Origin of the sequence: Sphingobacterium ginsenosidimutans, assembly GCF_039536865.1 — a bacterium.
Lineage (GTDB): Bacteria > Bacteroidota > Bacteroidia > Sphingobacteriales > Sphingobacteriaceae > Sphingobacterium > Sphingobacterium detergens.
Genome location: NZ_BAAAZK010000007.1, coordinates 938,540 through 956,778, shown reverse-complemented (window position 1 = coordinate 956,778; position 18,239 = coordinate 938,540). Strand labels below are relative to the sequence as shown.

Below are 18,239 nucleotides of genomic sequence, written 5' to 3'. Positions count from 1 at the left end.
ATGAGAGTTATCATAAAAATATTTTTTGCACTAGCGATTACAACAGTTTTATATAGCTGCGGATCAGATTCAAAAGGTGCTGGCGATGCCAAGAAGGAGGAAGGGAAAGGTGCTGCCGAAGAAAGCCATGAGGAAGGGCCTGTGACGGTAGCGGCATTGAGTGAACAACAGATAAAGGCTGTAGGTATTGCTTTTGGAACTATAGAGGAAAAGGAGCTGACAGCGACAATCAAAGCCAATGGTCTTCTCAGTGTTCCCAATAACAACAAAGCCAATGCGACAACCTTGTATGGTGGCGTAATTAAGACTTTAAATGTGCAACTAGGTGACATCGTGCGCAAAGGCCAGGTAATTGCAACCATTACGAATCCGCAATTTATTCAGCTTCAGGAAGAATATGTTGCTCTGGCGAGCAAAATTACGCTTGCAGAACAGGAGATGGCAAGGCAGCAAGAGCTCAATGAGGGCAACGCAGGAGCAAGAAAAAATCTGCAGTCTGCGACGGCAGATTTCAATAGCCTTCGCGCCAGAAAGGCGTCGCTGCAGCAGCAGATTCAACTCATGGGCATCAATCCCAACACTGTGAGCCTTTCCAATTTGCGGGCGTCGCTCGTGGTGACAAGTCCGATTAACGGTACTGTGAGTAATGTCTTTGCCAAGATAGGTAGTTATGTGGATGTTTCATCACCGGTTATTGAGATTATAGATAATAGTCTATTGCACCTTGATCTTCAGGTTTTTGAAAAAGACCTTCCTATGATCAAAATTGGGCAGATTATTAATTTTCAGTTGACAAACAACCCTGATAAAACGTATTCGGCTAAAGTATTTACGATAGGATCGTCTTTTGAAAATGATAGTAAAACAATTGCTGTTCATAGTACTGTGATCGGTAGCAAGGTTGGTCTGATAGACGGGATGAATATTACAGGGATGATCGGCGTCAATAATGTGACCACTCCGGCGGTTCCGAATGATGCGATTGTGGAAGCGGATGGTAAGTTCTACATTTTCGTAGAAACAAGCAAGCAGGCCGAGGAGCATGAAGAGGGACACGATGATCATGGACATGCGCATGATGAGGGTGAGGCTAAGCACGAACATAAAAATGAATCAGAAGCTGCTAAACATGCAACTGAACAGGGTAAGAATGTGAATTTTGAGAAAATTGAAATTCAAAAAGGTGTCTCAGCATTGGGATATACAGCAATTACACCAGTACAGGAAATTCCTGCGCAAACAAGAATCGTTGTGAAAGGAGCATTTTTTATCAATGCTAAGATGAGCAATACAGGTGGGCATGAACATTAAGTAGTAGCATTTGTTAACGAAGTAATCATGATAAGGTATGGAACACAAACATATTTATGATGCACAAGGTAAACAACTTTGTTGTACACAGACGGAAAAAATATATAATCAGGCAGGCGCCCAACGTTTAATACAGGGCGCGCCTGCCCAGGATCAGGGACATAGTCACAGTGATGATGACGGTCATGATCATTCGGTGGCGGAAGGCAGTACATTGAAGCTCTTTCTGCCAGCAATAATTTCATTTGTCCTGCTGATTGTGGCCATTGCAATGGACAATTGGGTACCACAGGAATGGTTCAAGGGCTGGATCCGGATCATTTGGTATGTACTGGCTTACATTCCGGTTGGATTTCCAGTGATTAAAGATGCATTGAAGAGTATCGGAAAAGGAGAGATTTTCTCTGAATTCTTACTGATGAGCATCGCCACCATTGGTGCTTTTGCAATCAAAGAATATCCAGAGGGTGTTGCTGTCATGCTTTTTTATGCGGTAGGGGAAGTGTTTCAGACATTGGCTGTCAGCCGTGCTAAGAGCAATATTAAGGCGCTTCTGGATCAGCGCCCGGATGAGGTGACCATTGTTGAAGCAAACAGTAGCCGGGTGATCAAAGCTGAGGCTGCAGCAATAGGTGATTTGATCCAACTGAAGCCCGGGGAGAAGTTGGGCTTGGACGGGGAACTTATCTCCGATACGGCCTCCTTCAATACGGCGGCGTTGACGGGAGAAAGTAAACCTGACACAAAGACAAAAGGTGAAGTAGTGCTGGCCGGAATGATCAACATGAATACCGTGAGTCTGGTAAAGGTTACAACAGCATATCAAGACAGTAAATTAAGCAAAATCCTTGAGCTTGTACAAAATGCGACCTCGCAGAAGGCACCTACGGAGCTCTTTATCCGGAAATTTGCGAAAATCTATACGCCGATTGTGGTGCTATTGGCGATAGCGATCTGTCTGCTGCCTTACTTTTTTGTCGGACAATACGTATTTAGCGATTGGCTTTATCGAGCGCTCGTATTTCTCGTGATTTCCTGCCCATGTGCCTTGGTGATCTCGATTCCATTGGGCTATTTTGGTGGTATCGGTGCTGCTAGTAGAAACGGTATCCTGTTCAAGGGAAGTAACTTTTTGGATGCGATGGCAGCGATACAGAATGTTGTTATGGATAAAACCGGTACGATGACTGAAGGCGTTTTCAAAGTGCAGGAAGTTCGTTTAGAACCAGATTTTGATGAAGCGACAATTCTCAAATTGGTCAATAAAATTGAAAGTCATAGCAGTCATCCGGTAGCGACAGCAATCAGGGAATATGCGGGTGAAGTCGATGAATCTGTAAATTTGAGTGATGTCGAAGAAATACCGGGGCATGGACTGAAGGGTAGTGTGGATGATAAGGTGTTTTTGGTTGGTAACTTTAAGCTTTTGGACAAGTTTAATATCCGCTATACCATCGATCCCAATACGATCGTTTATACCACAATAGCCATTGCATTGGATAATCGCTTCGTTGGATATATTACCATTGCAGATAGTATCAAAGAAGATTCCGCACAGACCATACAACTTTTGCACAAACTTGGAGTGAAAGCGACCATGCTAAGTGGCGATAAGAGTACGGTCGTCACTTATGTAGCGAAGGAATTGGGGATTGATAAAGCCTATGGAGATCTTCTTCCGGAAGATAAGGTAAATAAAGTCAAGGAGATAAAGGCTATTGGTGAAAGTGTGGCTTTCGTTGGTGATGGCGTCAATGATGCCCCCGTAGTGGCCTTGAGTGATGTTGGTATAGCTATGGGGGGACTGGGCAGTGATGCAACCATTGAAACGGCCGATGTAGTCATACAAGATGACAAACCATCTAAGATACCAATGGCAATTAATATTGGTAAACAGACCAAAAAAGTGGTTTACCAAAATATAGGATTGGCATTTGTGGTCAAGGGGGTGGTTTTGATCCTTGGCGCTGGCGGATTGGCAACGATGTGGGAAGCGGTCTTTGCGGATGTGGGTGTATCTCTAATCGCTATACTGAACGCCATCCGTATCCAGAAGATGAAGTTCTAAATCAATTTTCATTTATGATGTGCTTACCCTTCAAGTTGAAATATTGGAAGGGTAGGTCTTCTATTGTGCAATTTTTAATTCTCCATTACATGAATATAGTCCAATTTATATCGACCCTATTTGTCCTATGGTTTGTATTTCTAATGTTCCCTATATTGTTGAGCGCTCAGGATAGTCTTACACTTAAAACAAGTAGGGGAATGCAATTTTCCGCTGTTGATAACCACGATTTCCAGTTGCGGAAGTTTGTCGTTCCAACAGCGCTTATAGCCTATGGTGCGAGTAGCTTTGCCATCCCGAAAATGAAGAAATGGGACTTACAGACCCGGAATGAAGTGCTGCATAAGAATCCGGCAAGGACAACAATAGACAATTATACCCAATATTTCCCTGCGGTGATGGTGTACGGTCTCAATGCATTTAATGTTGAAGGACTTCACGATTTTAAGCACCGCACGCTTATTTATCTTACTTCGCAGCTGATTTCAGGGGCGATTGTGTTTCCTGCCAAACAGTTTATAGCTGAAGAGCGTCCCGATGGAACCAATAAGAAATCCTTTCCTTCAGGCCATGCGGCGACCGCATTTGCGACAGCCCATTTTATGTATAAAGAATATCGTGATAAAAATATATGGCTCGGTCTTGCAGGATATCCTTTTGCGGTATTTACTGGTATATATCGAGTGATCAATAATAGACACTGGGTGAGCGATATCGTTGCAGGCGCGGGAATAGGTATCGCCTCCACTGAGCTCGCCTATTGGTTGTACCCAAAGATGACAGGTTTATTTAAAGGGGGAGAACAGCGACCAGGGCAATCAGCATTTATACCCTATATAGGACATAATAGGTTTGGAATAAATGCTGTAAGATCGTTTTAATAAACTTTTTAAACACTAATTTCTTGTAAAATAGCAAGCCCTTATAGGATTTTTGGTCGAACCTGCGTATAGCTTTCGTCTTACCTGCTTCGTATTGCGTCCACTATGCATCCGACATGAGTCCATGGTGAGTCCGAGTTAAACACGGTATAACAGTGGTATGAAGATGTACTCATTATGGTCTTATGTCGATTGAGGGGCGAAGAAGGGCATATTCTGTCCCAAATCAGGTCCGAACTTAAATCGAATAAAGGATAAGACACGGATATCGTTCCGGAAAGCTAAACGTATAGTGTGTTAATCAAGTAAAATGTGTAATGTATAAATACAATCGTATAAATATTAAATACGTTAAAATTGAAATATTTAAATTTATCCATATATAAGTATAGATTTTATATATTTTTCAAAGGTTGCTGAATTGAAAGAGCTGACATTTATTTTGCCACGAGTTTTTCATAGAGTGGCCAAAGTTCCGCAAGGTCATCATCTGATTGTGCTTCTGGATAGTGTTCATCATGGAGATTGCGGATTTCGACACCCTGTCCCTGGTCATTTACCACAACAGCGGCCCGAAGTTCGTCGGTTCCATCATAATAAATGCCCACACCAACAAGCTCGCCATTGAGAATAATTTCACTGACAATATACTTTCTTGCAGCCTTACCTTTGTGGGTGCTATGACCACTAGAAATTGTGTTTCCTTTGTTATAATGTCTTTCCATAAGCATAGAACACTGGAAATATCAATTTGTTGTTTTTTTTAGCTATTTTCTGCCTTCATGCGATCGAAAATAATTTAAAATAGTTCGGAATATTCCATAGAAAAGGGGGGCTTACCTTATATTTGTAATACAATGGAAAAGAAAACATATCTTATTTTTGGCATTAGTAAAGGATTGGGAAGGGCAATCACACTGCATCTTCCAGATCCGTCTGATGTTGTATTTGGAGTGTCCAGAAGTAAACCCGATTATTTGGAGGACAACGCTAATGTGTGTTGGGTGCCGGCTGATCTATCCAACCCTGTGGAGGCTGTTAACGCAATCAAAGACAGGATAAAAAATACGAAAATTGACTATTTTATCTATAATGTCGGTATTTGGGAGAATAACGCTTTTAGTGACGACTATGATTTTGCGTCTTCTCCGGTAGCGGAGATTAGCGGCCTGATCAATACCAATGTCACTTCATGTATTTTAAATATTCAATCAGCATTGGAAAATTTGAAGCAGGCCGAAAATGCCAAAATTATTTTGATCGGTTCTACATGGGGGCTTGACAACCACAATGGAAGGGAGGTTGCGTTTTCAGCAACAAAATTTGCGCTTCGGGGTGTGGTTCATGCATTGAGAGAACAACTCCGACCTGATCAGATTGCAGTATCTATATTGAACCTTGGTTATCTCGCAACAGCGCCTGATGAGGAGAATAATCTGGAAACCACCACTCAAGAAACAAATGGCGATCTTATTCCATTATCGGATGTCATTCAGGCGTTAAGATTTATTAGCTCGACATCAAAAGCAAGTTGTGTAAAAGAGATTCATATGCCGGCAATGAATGACAGGAATGTATAATGATCCGAATGCAGGAGATGTAGATCCCTATTGTTCTAATGGCCAGTTACAAACTTTAATCCAAGAATAGAGGCGATTAGCGTACCGATAAAGAATAGACGCCAGAAGCTTACGGGATCTTTAAATACAAGAATTCCTATAATGACTGTGCCGACAGCTCCGATACCCGTCCATATTGCATAAGCGGTTCCTAAGGGAAGTCCTTGTACGGATTTGATCAATAACACCATACTGACGATGAGACATAATACGAAGATACCGTACCAGGTATAGATGGCATTGCCTGATACCTCTTTTGTTTTTCCCAAACTGTAAGTGTATCCAACCTCAAAGAGTCCGGCGATGATTAAAATTACCCAATTCATATTGTATTATTTTATACAAAGATCAGTAATGATATCTTTTTAACATTTTACAAATGTTAAAAAACAAGGGGCTAATCATCGCGGAATTTTTTGGGGGACAGGCCTGCGTTTCGCTTAAAATAGCGACAAAATAAACTAGTATTGCCGAGCATGCACCACAAAAAAATATTATTTCATTGCAGATTTGTTGTATTTGTTGCGATAGGCCAAAGGAGAGAGGCCGGTAACTTTACGAAATATTTCCCTAAAGGCTTTTGAATCGGAATAGCCTACTTCATACATGACTTCGTTCACTGTTTTTCCAGAGATTTCCAGTTCTTTTTTTGCAGATTCGATTTTGACACGTTGTAGATATTCAATGGGGGTATTACCGGTCGCTTTTATAAATCGCCGGTCGAAATTCCGTCGGCCTACAGTAAAGCGTTCTGAAAGTTGTTGAATGGAAATCTTCTCAGCGAAGTTATGCTCAATATACTCCTGCGCTTTGATGATCATTTCATCTCCATGCCTTTTTTGCCCATTAAAGATGACGAAATCAGATTGTTGTTGTCGGTCAAGATCAATCTGGAATATCTTGGAACAATAGATTGCTGTCGGCCGATCATAATACTTTTCAACCAGATAAATGAGCAAGTGTAAAAATGAATATCCACCACCATTGGTACAAATGCCTTCTTCATCTGTTATAATGCTGTCAGTCTTCATGATGATATTGGGAAATAACTGCTTAAAATTTGTTTCAGCACTCCAATGGATCGAACAGTTTTTCTTTTCCAACAGACCTGTAGAGGCGAGTATATAGGCTCCGGTACACATGCTGGCCACATTGGCACCATGGGTATATTGATTGCGTATCCAGTCAAGAAACGGGGTGTTTTGAGCATCCAATGCTGTAAAGTTCGGGGCGACGGCAGGAATTACGATTAGATCGGTCTTGATGATGTCGGTAATTTCTTTCTGCGGCATCACCGCAAGTAAGCCGTTCAAGAAAACGGACTGCTTTGAAAGACCGACCAGTTCAATTTTAAACATCGTCTTATCATGATTCTGATGGTAGTACCTATTGGCTTCGGTAAAGATATGATAGGTACCCACAATGCATGACAGTGTATTGGGGCCAGTCTGAACTTCGGGGACCAAAATTGTTAGGTGTTTCATCTTTCTTGGTTTAACATTGCTTAATCTAATTGCTGATCTATTACTCAAATATAAGAAAATGTGTTGTCCAAATCAACCGTTCACAATGTCTATTTGGCACCCTGTTTTAGATTTAAAATGTCGATATCTTTGATTTATATATGGTAGAGTTGATGATTAAGTGATTGAAAAATAAATACTAACAAAAAAAAATAGATGATGAAAAAACTGGATTTTACAACCGATATAATCGTTGAAGCGAAACCGCAGCAGGTATTTGATGCGATTATCAATGTTCGTGGCTGGTGGTCGGAGAACATTGAGGGAGCTACAGAGGCACTAGATGATGTATTTTCTTATCACTACCAGGATATACACCAGTGTAAGGTAAAGGTCGTTGAAATACAGCACGACGTCAAAGTTGTATGGCAGGTGTTGGAGAACGATTTCAAATTTACGACCGATAAACAGGAATGGGTGGAGAGCTATGTAATCTTTGATATTATTGATCTTGGCGGTAAGACGCAATTAAAATTTACGCATCAGGGGCTGGTACCTGATATGGAATGTTATGATGTCTGTCAGGCTGCCTGGACATATTATATCCATGAAAGGCTGAAACAATTGATTCTAACAGGGCAGGGACTTGCTACGCCCAAAGAGAGCGTGCTGTCCCTGGCGGAAGTTAAAGAACAATTATTAGCGAAACAAAAGGGTAAAAGTATCTATCATAGATTGCTGATTAAAACCCCAGTTGAAAAAGTATATTGGGCAATCACGACTCAGGAAGGGTTGGCAGGCTGGTGGACACCCGATACTATTGCTGCACCTGCGGTAGGAAGCATCTTGCGGTTTGGCTTTGGCCCTGATTATTTTAAAAAGATGGAAGTCCTTGCGTTATATCCCTATGCACTTGTCGCTTGGCAATGTAAGGAAGGCTTTGAGGAATGGATAGGCACAACACTGACATTTGAATTGATACCACATCAGCAAGGCTGTACACTTTTATTCCATCACGATGGTTGGGACAATTATAGTGGGGAATTTGCCTCCTGTAGCTATGATTGGGCATTGTTCTTCAGGAGCCTCAAATTTTTGTGTGAAACAGGAAAAGGTTTTCCTTACCCCGAATTCAATCAGTAAAGCAGACCGCTTCAACTGGATTCAGATTGGGGGGCAGTTTTCGCTCACCGTATGAGCATTGACTTCTTTAAGAAAGCGCTGGAAATATTTAATTAGGCGCAGATGCAAGAGCAGTCCCAATTATATCGTAATAATTGGGACTGTCATATCTAGTGGGAGACGGATTGTCCACGACGAGGTTTTGCGCTGACAGACTTGTGCAAATAGAACCAGAACTGGACAACAGAACTGGTAAATACCGGAATCGCTCGACAGGGTGTCGGTATTTCGACCAAAGTTCATACTTGGAAATCGATTAGTGCATCGCCTATTTGACCTTCCTGTCTATGATCTGGAGGCTGTCTTTTGGAAAACGGTTTTTTAGCCAAAGACGTAATTTTAATTGTTGTCCTTCAGCTAAAGGATTTTTTGACGAATAAATAAAAGCAACAACATTCGCTAAACTATCTTTTTTTGCATAATACTGCTGTTGTCCTATGCTATAGGATTGTAGTTCTGGAAAAAGTACTGTTAGATCTTTATCTAATTGTGGACTTGCTACCTGATATTTCGCAAGTTCATTGTTGAGCGCCCGTATGGTTAGATCTTTATCATTTACAGCAGCGCTTCGTTTGTCGATTTCACTAAGAATAGTTGTTTTTAAATCGAGGCTATCCTGTCGAATGATCAGATCAGTCTGCGCGATACCAAATGATTCCATGGATTTTTTTAAAGCAGCGATTTCTTGGTCACTAAATTTCTTCGCTAAAAAGGCTAGTTCTAAACGTTTAGGTTTAGTAAGCAATTTTTCGTAGACGACCGTGTAACCTTTATCACTAAATTGTTGTTGAACAAATTGTTTAACCTTATTCGTGTATTTCTTCTCTTGTAGCAGATTATAGGCGAAGTATAAGCTTGGTATTACCAAGGCAAGAATAATCAGTGTAATACTCTGACCTATTCTTTTTTCCCTCTTTGGATCGACATAATGTTTCTTGGGATATCTGAGGTATTTTACGATCGTAAATGTCGCTATACATATAAATACACAATTGATGATGTAGAGAAATAAAGCCCCAGCAAAATAACTTAGGTTTCCAATGGCCAATCCATAACCTGCTGTACAAAGTGGAGGCATCAGCGCCGTCGCAATGGCCACGCCTGGTATTGGATTCCCTTTGTCTACCCTGGTTATGGCGATAACCCCCACCAATCCGCCAAAAAGTGCAATAAGTACATCATAGATGTTGGGCGAGGTACGGGCGAGCAACTCGGATTGCGCCTCTTTGAATGGGCTCAGGAGAAAATAGCAGTATGATACAATCAGACTGATCAACGTTGCAATCAATAAATTCTTGATTGATTTCTTTAAGAGTTGAAAATCAAATGTACCCAGTGCAAAACCAGCACCCACAATCGGCCCCATCAGTGGGGAAATAAGCATAGCGCCAATGATTACTGCGGTTGAATTCACATTGAGGCCGACAGAGGCAATCACTATGGCACAGGCTAAAATCCATGCATTGGCACCGCGGAATGAAATATTGTTGATTACATTATCAAGAACGGCTTCTTTTCGTTCTTCCCCTGGATGTAAATCGAAAAATTGGAGTATCTTATTCATAACAGATTGTTTTTCTCTATGCGAATATACATAAGAGAACTGATTGTTCTTAAATGAAAGAAGTTTACTAACTTAGAAAAGCCGAATAGGTAGCGTTACCATTACAGGATGAGTTTAGCAAGGATTCAACAGATCATTAGGTACATTGAAGAACATTACAATGAAAACCTTTCCATTGAAAGACTGGAGCAACTGTCTAATTATTCCTACCGAAATACACAACGCATATTTAAAGGGATTTTCAATGAATCGATTGGGGCCTTTCAAAAACGATTAAAACTTGAAAACGCGTATAAGAAACTGATTTATACAGATGAATCCATTAGCTCGATTGCTTATTCGGTTGGTTTTGATAGTCTACAATCTTTTTCCAAATCCTTCAAAAAACAATTTGCACATTCGCCCAGTGATGCACGGGATGAGAAGACAAGCATTTTTCAGGAATTTATTGCTGGACTAGCAGTAGAACATCAATCTCCCCATCATGATATTGTCTTTTTGAGGGCACAACAGGTTTTTAGTATTGGAATACATACGGACCACTACCGAAATAGAGAAATTGATCAGTTATGGGCGGATATTGATACCTTGGTTGCCGCAGATTTTAGTGCGCATTATTACGGCATTATCGTGGATCAGCCTTTGATTACCGACCGGCTGAAATGTAGATACGAAGCCTGTGTGGATCAAGATCCTGCAAGTCCGTTGTTTTTCCCACGGGATATTATGGGGGGACGATACCTCCGATATATTCACAAAGGGGACTATCACGGGATAATGGATACGTATAGACGGATTTATAAAGAGAGTCTTTTGCAAGGTGCTTACGCATTTGACAATGATCCTATTCTGGAGCACTATGTGAAGAATGAGACCAATACAGCTCATGTTAACGATTATGTCACCGAAATTCTAATTCCGCTACAGAAAAAATAGTTGTCAATTTTGGACAACACATGATTGGGATTTATCCCGTTTTTTGTCGGAAATAAGAATTTTTAAAATGATAAAAAACATGCAAATCGTAATGATCACGTTATTAAGCATTCTTTCTTCCTGTAAGCAAGAAGAAAATTATCGTCCTTCAACGGATACTACAATCCAATATCGCATGCCTGAAGAATCGTCGTTGCATGAGGGGACCTGGCTTCAATGGCCACATCAATATCAGTATGGTATTACCTACCGTAGTCAGCTGGAGGCCACTTGGGTCAAGATGACTGAGGCGTTGGTTAGAGGGGAAAAAGTCCATATCATCGCCTATGATGATACCGAAAAAAATAGGATTGCCGCCTTGCTGCGTGATGCAGGAATTTCGCTAAACCGTATTGATTTTAAAGTTTATCCGACAGATGATGTCTGGGTGCGGGATAACGGTCCTATCTATGTGCATGACCAAGCGGGTGAATTGGTGATTCAAGATTGGGGTTTTAATGGATGGGGTGAAAAAGCAGAATTTGAAAACTGTGATCAGGTTCCAGCTAAAATAGCAAAAGACCAAGGGCTTAAGCGCGTTGATCTAAACAAGTTGATGATTAACGAGGGTGGAGCCGTAGAAATAGATGGTAAAGGCACACTGCTCGCGACCAAAAGTGCGATATTGAACAGTAATCGAAACCCTGGCATGACACAGACACAGGCGGAAGCGATCTTTACCAGATATCTGGGGGCAACCAATTTTATCTGGTTGGAAGGTAGGGCAGGTCTGGAAATTACGGACATGCATATTGATGGCTTTGCGAGATTTGCCAGTCCGAATATTTTAGTGACGATGGATGCCGAGGATTTGCTCGAATGGGAAGTTCCACAACAGGATATTAACAAACTATATGCAGCAAAAAATAGTGCGGATATCGCTTATCCGATTGTTAAACTTCCGCTAACGCAAAATAATGTGGAAACAACGTATGGTAAAAAATTAGATTATAAAGGCTCATATGTAAACTATTATATCGGAAATACCTGTGTATTGGTGCCTAATTATAATGACCCCAATGATCTTATCGCCAATAAGATTATCCAAAGCCTCTATCCGGGACGAGTCGTCATCGGTATTGATGTCCGAAATCTATACGCGAACGGCGGAATGATTCACTGTGTTACTCAGCAACAACCTCAATAATCTGCTTCGGAGATCTAAATTTAAATTGGAGAATCTGTTGAGACAAATACGAAAGTCCAGATTGGAGATAACACATTTGGGTTGAAGGAATTCTGGTATACAGAAGATGATTTCTTTTCCTTTAAACAGGAGAATATTGATGGGATTATCGGCAATGTCTTCTTTATGGATAAAACCATTGTTATTGATTTTAAAAATAAAAGATTTGGTATTCGAAAGTAGACTGTTGTATTTTAATTCGTTAAATGTATCAGATTGATATCTTATAAAAGCAAAGGCCAGCCCACCAAAAGATGGGCTGGCCTTTATTGGATGGTATAGTCTTCGAAATTTAATTATCAAACTGTTCTTTGCGCTTTCGTTTAAAGGCTGAATATACGATAATGACGCTGATTGTCATTAGAATAAATGCGAGAAAAAAGGGTGCTCCAGAGAATTTGAATGGGGCATTATCATGTGTAAAAAAGTAAAACAGATTGGTCATCATTGGAGGACCTATAATCGATGTCGCACTCATTAAACTGGTTAACGCCCCCTGGAGTTCTCCCTGTTCATTTGATGGCACATTTTTGGTAATGACAGATTGCAGTGCAGGACCACATATTCCTCCCAGGCAATAAGGGATAAGAAAGACAAACATCATCCAACCCTGATTGGCAAATGCAAACAACAATAATCCAACCGCATAAAATATCAGACCATAATAAATGCTTTTTTGCTCACCGAGTTTTGGTGTGGTCCAACGTATTAAGACACCTTGTACCAGACCAATCAAGAGACCGATAACCCCAAGGGAGATACCAACCATCCTTTCTGTCCAATCAAACTTGTACATGGTAAAGAAATTCCAGTTACTCTGTACAGCATGGCCTGCAATATAGATCAGGATTAATGCGACGATCAAGCCAGAAATCTCGGGGTGTTTTCCCAGAAAGCGAAAGGATCCAATGGGGTTAGCGCGCTTCCAGTCAAAAGCCCGTCGCTTATCTTTGTCCAAGCTTTCGGGGAGAATAAAATACCCATACAGAAAATTCAATAGGCATAAGCCTGCCGCAGCATAAAAAGGAACCCGTGCGCCGTAATGTCCAAGTAATCCTCCGATTACGGGGCCAATAATAAAACCCAATCCGAAGGCAGCGCCAATTAATCCAAAATTTTTGGCCCGATCCTCATCGGTAGAAATATCCGCGATATAAGCACTGGCGGTTGTGAAACTTGCTCCGGTCAATCCAGCAATAACCCGTCCCAAGAATAACCAACCTATCGAAGGAGCGAGGGCTAGAAAAATGTAGTCTACTGCAAAACCGAACAAAGAAATCAAAATAATCGGTCTTCGTCCATATTTGTCACTCAGATTACCTACTACAGGTGAGAATATAAACTGTGTGAAAGCATAAGCGAAACCCAGCCAACCACCGTACTTTGCAGCCTCACTGATGTCACTATGGATCAGTTCTTCAATTAATTTGGGAACCACTGGAATGATAATACCCCATCCTGTGATATCAATGAGTAAAGTGATAAATATAAAGCCTATGGCGGCCTTTTTCTTGGAGTTGTCAATCATGGCCTAAAAATAGAAAATTCCTGAAAAAATTCACCTAAATTTTAAAAGGTTAATTTCTGGTAAACTATTGGGCTAATTGGGAAAGTTGGTCGATAAGGCACTGTGCATGTTGTAGTGTCAAATCTACTGGAAAAAATAAGTTGTCTTCCACCTGTTTGCCGCACTTAAATAGTGCGGCAAACAGCATGATGTCGTACGGGAAAGTTACAGGAATTGGCAATAAAACAAAGTTGATTTGCTTCTTGATGTAGTGATGTCGCCAATGCTATTTTATCAGGATCTGAAATAACGACTTCTGGAAACAGGTCAACCTGCACAAATCTGCCACTTGCATCAGGGCTAGTTTCTAATATCGCCTCTGCATTGTCCGTGTACGAAATCACTTCGATGTTATTTTTGGAACAGACATATAGATAAGACATCATATGGCAGGAAACAAGGCTACTCAGTAAAAGATCTTCGGGGTTATATAATGTCGGGTCCCCTTTGAAGGCTTTTGCCGCAGAGACCTGTAAATCTGCTTTACCCTGGATGGAAATCCGATGGCTCTTGTTATATACCTTTGGTAAGGATGTAGATTGTTCTTGCTGAAACCAGGTTAAACTGGCCTTAAAATAATGATTGAAACTCATTCTATGAAATAGCGTTTTTTATTAATTTCTACTTGTGTTATCACCTTTATGTCCGAACAAATGAAATATAATCCGTGTTGATCGGATCAAGGCCATTTCTTCTCATTTCTGAGGCTATTTGTGCTCTGTGATAAGTACCATGATTAAATACATGTAAGAGAATGTCTCCAAACGAATTTTGGAACTGTTCATTCTTCGTATTGGTATAGGATATGATTGTTGCAATCTCAGTCGCATCAGCGTAGACCTTTTCCTTAAATCCCGAAGAAGCCAGTTGATGGTAGTGTTCACATGTTAATAAACTATGCTCGTCCCAAACACCTACTGGAGGTTTTTCTCCATTCAGTCGATATAACCATATCAGCTGTGCATTCATTATATGACTGAATAATCGTAAACACACGGAAGGCGTTTTTTCGGCTTCCTGTTTCATTTTCTCGATGAGCATGTTATTCGCCCAATCGTTATATAACCATAATTGTACTAGCGGAGTTGACATCTCGAATGACTTAGTTGTGGTATTAAATATACGTAAGTTAAGTATTTAAAGGTAGGTTGAAGCATAAATTTTATTGCTGTCCGGTAGGTGAAGGCTGTCCGCAAACGAACAATAATCGTCCGAAAGCGGACATGTAACATGATTATTAAATTTCGTAATTCGCTGTATATTAGTTTTTTACTTAAATTGGTAGGCGGATTGATTATGGATTTAATTATGATGAGCAATTATGTCAAGATAGCCTTCCGCAGTCTGATGAGGAGGAAGGGATTTACAGCGATCAACATTATCGGTCTAGCGATCGGTCTGGCTGCGGCGATGTTGATCATGTTATGGGTAGATTCTCAGCTTCATTTTGACAGGGGATATCCAAAAACGGACCGTCTTCATATTATCGGATCTATCGGTAAAACTAATGACGAACGATCCGTTTATTTTGTGAGTCCTGAGCCTTTGGCTGCTGCGGTTAAAGCAGCTGTTCCCGAGGTTAAGCAGACTTGCAGATTAAATAAAACCAGAGGTTTTCTATTTACAGTCAACGAAAAGAAGATGATTGCCGGGAGTGGCGGATTTGTGGATTCGACCTTTATGGATATGTTTCAACTGCCAGTACTGGCAGGGAATATAGAAAAAGCACTAAATGATCCATCAAACATTGTTTTAACCAAAGATCTCGCGCTTTCGCTATTTGGCTCAACAGACAATATTATTGGCAGAAATATTCAGATTGATAGTATTGAACTTGTGCAGGTTGCTGCTATTTTGGATGAAATACCCAGCAATAGTCGATTTGCGGAGTTTCAATATTTTTTTCCTTGGGTATTTTTGGAAAAAATGGGTTTTGCAGATAATAATTGGTATAACAGTTCGGTGTATTCCTTTGTTGAGCTGTTTCCAAATACGAACACGACAGCTGTCCAGCAGAAACTGCAACATATTTCGAAAGCACATGCGGATGTTAAGAACGATAATTTTCTCAAACCTATCGGCGAAAGTTACCTTTACAACAACTACAAAAATGGGGTTGTTGTCGGTGGAAGAATAGACATGGTAAGAATATTTATCTGTATAGCGGTATTTATTCTTTTGATTGCTTGTATCAACTTTGTGAATCTAAGTACTGCGCAGAGCGAAAAAAGAGCTAAAGAGGTTGGGGTCCGAAAAGTTGTCGGTGCACAAAGGAGATCGCTGATCGGACAGTTTTTAACAGAATCTATTGCACTGGCATTGGTGTCAACACTTATTGCTATCATTATCGTAATTCTGCTATTGCCGGAGTTTAGTGATTTAATAGGGCGTAAATTGGCGCTTCCGATTGATCGAGCTTATTTCTTTATAACTATCCTTGCTTTTATTCTTTTAACCGGCTTATTGGCGGGTAGCTATCCTGCATTTTTTCTGTCTTCTTTTCATCCAGTTCGGGTACTGAAAGGAAGGTTTGTTTATATCCGGCAAAAAATAAATCCACGTAAGCTTCTTGTCGTCACTCAATTTGTCATTGCTGTTGTTATGATCGTTAGTACGCTTGTTATCCGAAAACAGATTCAGCATGCTCAGCAGCGTGATGTAGGTTTTGAAAAAGAGAATTTGGTCTATGTCGCTGAGGTGGGAACCATAACACAAAATATCGCATTGATCCGGCAAGCATTACTCGATCAGGGAATAGCGACTGCTGTCACCCGGACGATGTCACCAATGACTGAAAGGTGGAGTGGATGGAGTGGGGCATCCTGGGAGGGGAAAGATCCAAATAGCATTATCCCGTTTAATCGGCAGTCGGCAGATGATAGATTGATCGAGACCACTGGGCTAAAACTACTTAAAGGACGTGATTTTGATTTAAAACGTTTTCCCACGGATTCGATGGCTGCGATTATCAATGAAACAGCAGCCAAGGTCATGAAACTTGATCAGCCTATTGGCAGCTATATCATGGATGGTGATGAAAAATTTATTATTATCGGTGTTGTCAAAGACTTTATTCAGGAATCTCCATTTAATCCAGTTACACCAACAGTAATAGAAGGTGCTGCTGCACCTTTAGGCGTTGTTCATATTAAATTCAATCCAAAATTAGCAACTGCAGAAGCATTGAATAGGACGGAGAAAATATTCAAAGAATATAATCCCAATTATCCCTTTGAATATCATTTTTTAGATACTGAATATGCCCGGAAATTTCAGGAGGTACAGCGAACAGGGAAATTAGCCAGTATCTTTGCAGCGCTTACCATTTTCATTTCTTGTCTTGGTCTGTTTGGATTGGCGGCTTATATGGCTGAAAGTAGAACAAAAGAAATTAGTATCCGCAAAATTCATGGTGCCTCTATCTTTTCTGTTGTCCGGATGCTATCGAGTGAATTCGTGCTATTGGTTAGTGTCGCCTGTTTGATTGCATTTCCAATTGCGTATTGGGCGATGGATAGTTACATTCAGGAATATGCTTATCGAATTAACATGGGCTGGGAGCTTTTTGCAGCAACAGGAATTTTGGCGATCGGAATTACAATATTAACGGTGGGTTATCAATCCATACGTGCTTCAATGGCTAATCCTGTGGATTGTTTAAGGGATGAATGATAGTTGGAATGATTATCTTTACAGATAATTGATAAATAGGGAATGGATAGTAAAAAAGTTTATAGGATCATAGGTTACAATGTACTGTACGTAGTAACCAGTCTTTTGTTATATTATCCATTCGATATGAAGGCGACAGGATTGAGCTTTTGTGCCGTTGGCCTGGCACTGATCAATTTATATTATTTTCTGGAATGGAAGAAAGATGCAAAAAAAGGGCAGTTTGTACGAAAGTACAAAGCTTTTCATCAACGCTCGTTGAGTAAAGCCACAATAAATTATAAAGAGACATATACTGTAAGTACAAGCGTATTAGCGATGATGATCTTTGGATCAATTATTTGCTTTTCGGCAATTGGTATGTTTTACGAGAAATCAATTTTTGGTGTTCTCGTCTTATTTCTTGGTGGGAATTTTCTCCTCGCTCCATTTAACCAGAAAGGAATCATTAAGTTAGCTCCCAACGGGATATACATGAGTGATTATCAGTTTGTCTTTATCAATGATATTCAGGAAATTAATTTTAAACGCCATCTTGGAAAGAGTACATGCAAAATGTTGCTGAAGATAAAAGATCCGGCATTGTATGGCTTAAAAGATTCGTATATAGCTGTTCCAATTGGGGGGGATATGAGACAGGTTGAGCAATTGATTGCCGTCGTGAAAAAGTTATTTTCCAATACACGCATATCCCAGGATATTTAAATGTTCGTTTGATCGAAAAAAATTTGTTATTTTTAGTAATTAATTG

16 protein-coding genes are annotated in these 18,239 nt (G+C 40.4%); 9 read left to right on the top strand and 7 right to left on the bottom strand.

Going from position 1 to position 18,239, the window contains the following annotated elements:
• From ABFX33_RS16345 to ABFX33_RS16335, 3 genes are all read left to right on the top strand, one after another.
• Complete coding sequence (locus tag ABFX33_RS16345) at window positions 1–1,311, top strand: efflux RND transporter periplasmic adaptor subunit (RefSeq protein WP_346086888.1); 1,311 nt, start codon at window positions 1–3, stop codon at window positions 1,309–1,311.
• 37 nt (window positions 1,312–1,348) lie between these two features.
• Entirely contained in the window at window positions 1,349–3,379 is a 2,031-nt protein-coding gene (locus ABFX33_RS16340) for a heavy metal translocating P-type ATPase (RefSeq protein ID WP_346086887.1), read from the top strand.
• Window positions 3,380–3,468: 89 nt separating this feature from the next.
• Window positions 3,469–4,260: a phosphatase PAP2 family protein gene (locus ABFX33_RS16335; RefSeq protein ID WP_346086886.1), complete on the top strand. Its 792-nt coding sequence runs from the start codon at window positions 3,469–3,471 to the stop codon at window positions 4,258–4,260.
• A 437-nt stretch (window positions 4,261–4,697) separates the two neighbouring features.
• Here ABFX33_RS16335 and ABFX33_RS16330 read toward each other — a convergent pair whose 3' ends face one another.
• A complete protein-coding gene (locus ABFX33_RS16330; RefSeq protein WP_147430503.1) occupies window positions 4,698–4,985 on the bottom strand; it encodes a hypothetical protein in 288 nt (95 codons plus the stop codon).
• A gap of 132 nt (window positions 4,986–5,117) precedes the next feature.
• Here ABFX33_RS16330 and ABFX33_RS16325 point away from each other — a divergent pair, with 132 nt between their 5' ends.
• The gene (locus ABFX33_RS16325; RefSeq protein WP_346086885.1) at window positions 5,118–5,840 is read left to right on the top strand and encodes an SDR family NAD(P)-dependent oxidoreductase; all 723 of its coding nucleotides are present in this window, start codon (window positions 5,118–5,120) and stop codon (window positions 5,838–5,840) included.
• A 35-nt stretch (window positions 5,841–5,875) separates the two neighbouring features.
• Here ABFX33_RS16325 and ABFX33_RS16320 read toward each other — a convergent pair whose 3' ends face one another.
• Together ABFX33_RS16320 and ABFX33_RS16315 are read right to left on the bottom strand one after the other, a co-directional pair.
• Window positions 5,876–6,205, bottom strand: a complete 330-nt coding sequence (locus tag ABFX33_RS16320) for a DMT family transporter (RefSeq protein ID WP_120257434.1) — start codon at window positions 6,203–6,205, stop codon at window positions 5,876–5,878.
• A 168-nt stretch (window positions 6,206–6,373) separates the two neighbouring features.
• The gene (locus tag ABFX33_RS16315; RefSeq protein ID WP_346086884.1) at window positions 6,374–7,363 is read right to left on the bottom strand and encodes a GlxA family transcriptional regulator; all 990 of its coding nucleotides are present in this window, start codon (window positions 7,361–7,363) and stop codon (window positions 6,374–6,376) included.
• 195 nt (window positions 7,364–7,558) lie between these two features.
• Between ABFX33_RS16315 and ABFX33_RS16310 the strand changes: the two genes are divergently transcribed.
• Window positions 7,559–8,485 carry an SRPBCC family protein gene (locus ABFX33_RS16310; protein ID WP_346086883.1) on the top strand — a complete coding sequence of 309 codons (927 nt, stop codon included), beginning with the start codon at window positions 7,559–7,561 and terminating at the stop codon, window positions 8,483–8,485.
• A 307-nt stretch (window positions 8,486–8,792) separates the two neighbouring features.
• Here the strand turns inward: ABFX33_RS16310 and ABFX33_RS16305 are convergent, their stop codons facing one another.
• Entirely contained in the window at window positions 8,793–10,088 is a 1,296-nt protein-coding gene (locus tag ABFX33_RS16305) for a DUF389 domain-containing protein (RefSeq protein WP_346086882.1), read from the bottom strand.
• A 108-nt stretch (window positions 10,089–10,196) separates the two neighbouring features.
• On the opposite strand from ABFX33_RS16305, the gene ABFX33_RS16300 reads away from it, so the two are divergent.
• Both ABFX33_RS16300 and ABFX33_RS16295 read left to right on the top strand, forming a co-directional pair.
• Window positions 10,197–11,024, top strand: coding sequence for an AraC family transcriptional regulator (locus tag ABFX33_RS16300; protein ID WP_346086881.1), 828 nt, complete (start codon window positions 10,197–10,199; stop codon window positions 11,022–11,024).
• Window positions 11,025–11,115: 91 nt separating this feature from the next.
• A complete protein-coding gene (locus ABFX33_RS16295) occupies window positions 11,116–12,210 on the top strand; it encodes an agmatine deiminase family protein (protein WP_346086880.1) in 1,095 nt (364 codons plus the stop codon).
• A gap of 331 nt (window positions 12,211–12,541) precedes the next feature.
• On the opposite strand, the gene ABFX33_RS16290 is transcribed toward ABFX33_RS16295, so the two are convergent.
• The 3 genes from ABFX33_RS16290 to ABFX33_RS16280 all read right to left on the bottom strand — a co-directional run bounded on the left by ABFX33_RS16290 (window position 12,542) and on the right by ABFX33_RS16280 (window position 14,908).
• Complete coding sequence (locus ABFX33_RS16290) at window positions 12,542–13,777, bottom strand: TCR/Tet family MFS transporter (RefSeq protein ID WP_346086879.1); 1,236 nt, start codon at window positions 13,775–13,777, stop codon at window positions 12,542–12,544.
• Between the two features lie 164 nt (window positions 13,778–13,941).
• Window positions 13,942–14,409 (bottom strand): OsmC family protein, encoded by a 468-nt coding sequence (locus ABFX33_RS16285; protein ID WP_346086878.1) that lies wholly within the window; start codon window positions 14,407–14,409, stop codon window positions 13,942–13,944.
• A 46-nt stretch (window positions 14,410–14,455) separates the two neighbouring features.
• Entirely contained in the window at window positions 14,456–14,908 is a 453-nt protein-coding gene (locus tag ABFX33_RS16280; protein ID WP_257090902.1) for a DinB family protein, read from the bottom strand.
• Between the two features lie 138 nt (window positions 14,909–15,046).
• Here ABFX33_RS16280 and ABFX33_RS16275 point away from each other — a divergent pair, with 138 nt between their 5' ends.
• Together ABFX33_RS16275 and ABFX33_RS16270 are read left to right on the top strand one after the other, a co-directional pair.
• Window positions 15,047–17,488, top strand: a complete 2,442-nt coding sequence (locus tag ABFX33_RS16275) for an ABC transporter permease (protein ID WP_346086877.1) — start codon at window positions 15,047–15,049, stop codon at window positions 17,486–17,488.
• Window positions 17,489–17,530: 42 nt separating this feature from the next.
• A complete protein-coding gene (locus tag ABFX33_RS16270; protein ID WP_346086876.1) occupies window positions 17,531–18,193 on the top strand; it encodes a hypothetical protein in 663 nt (220 codons plus the stop codon).
• The last annotated feature ends 46 nt before the right edge of the window (window positions 18,194–18,239 follow it).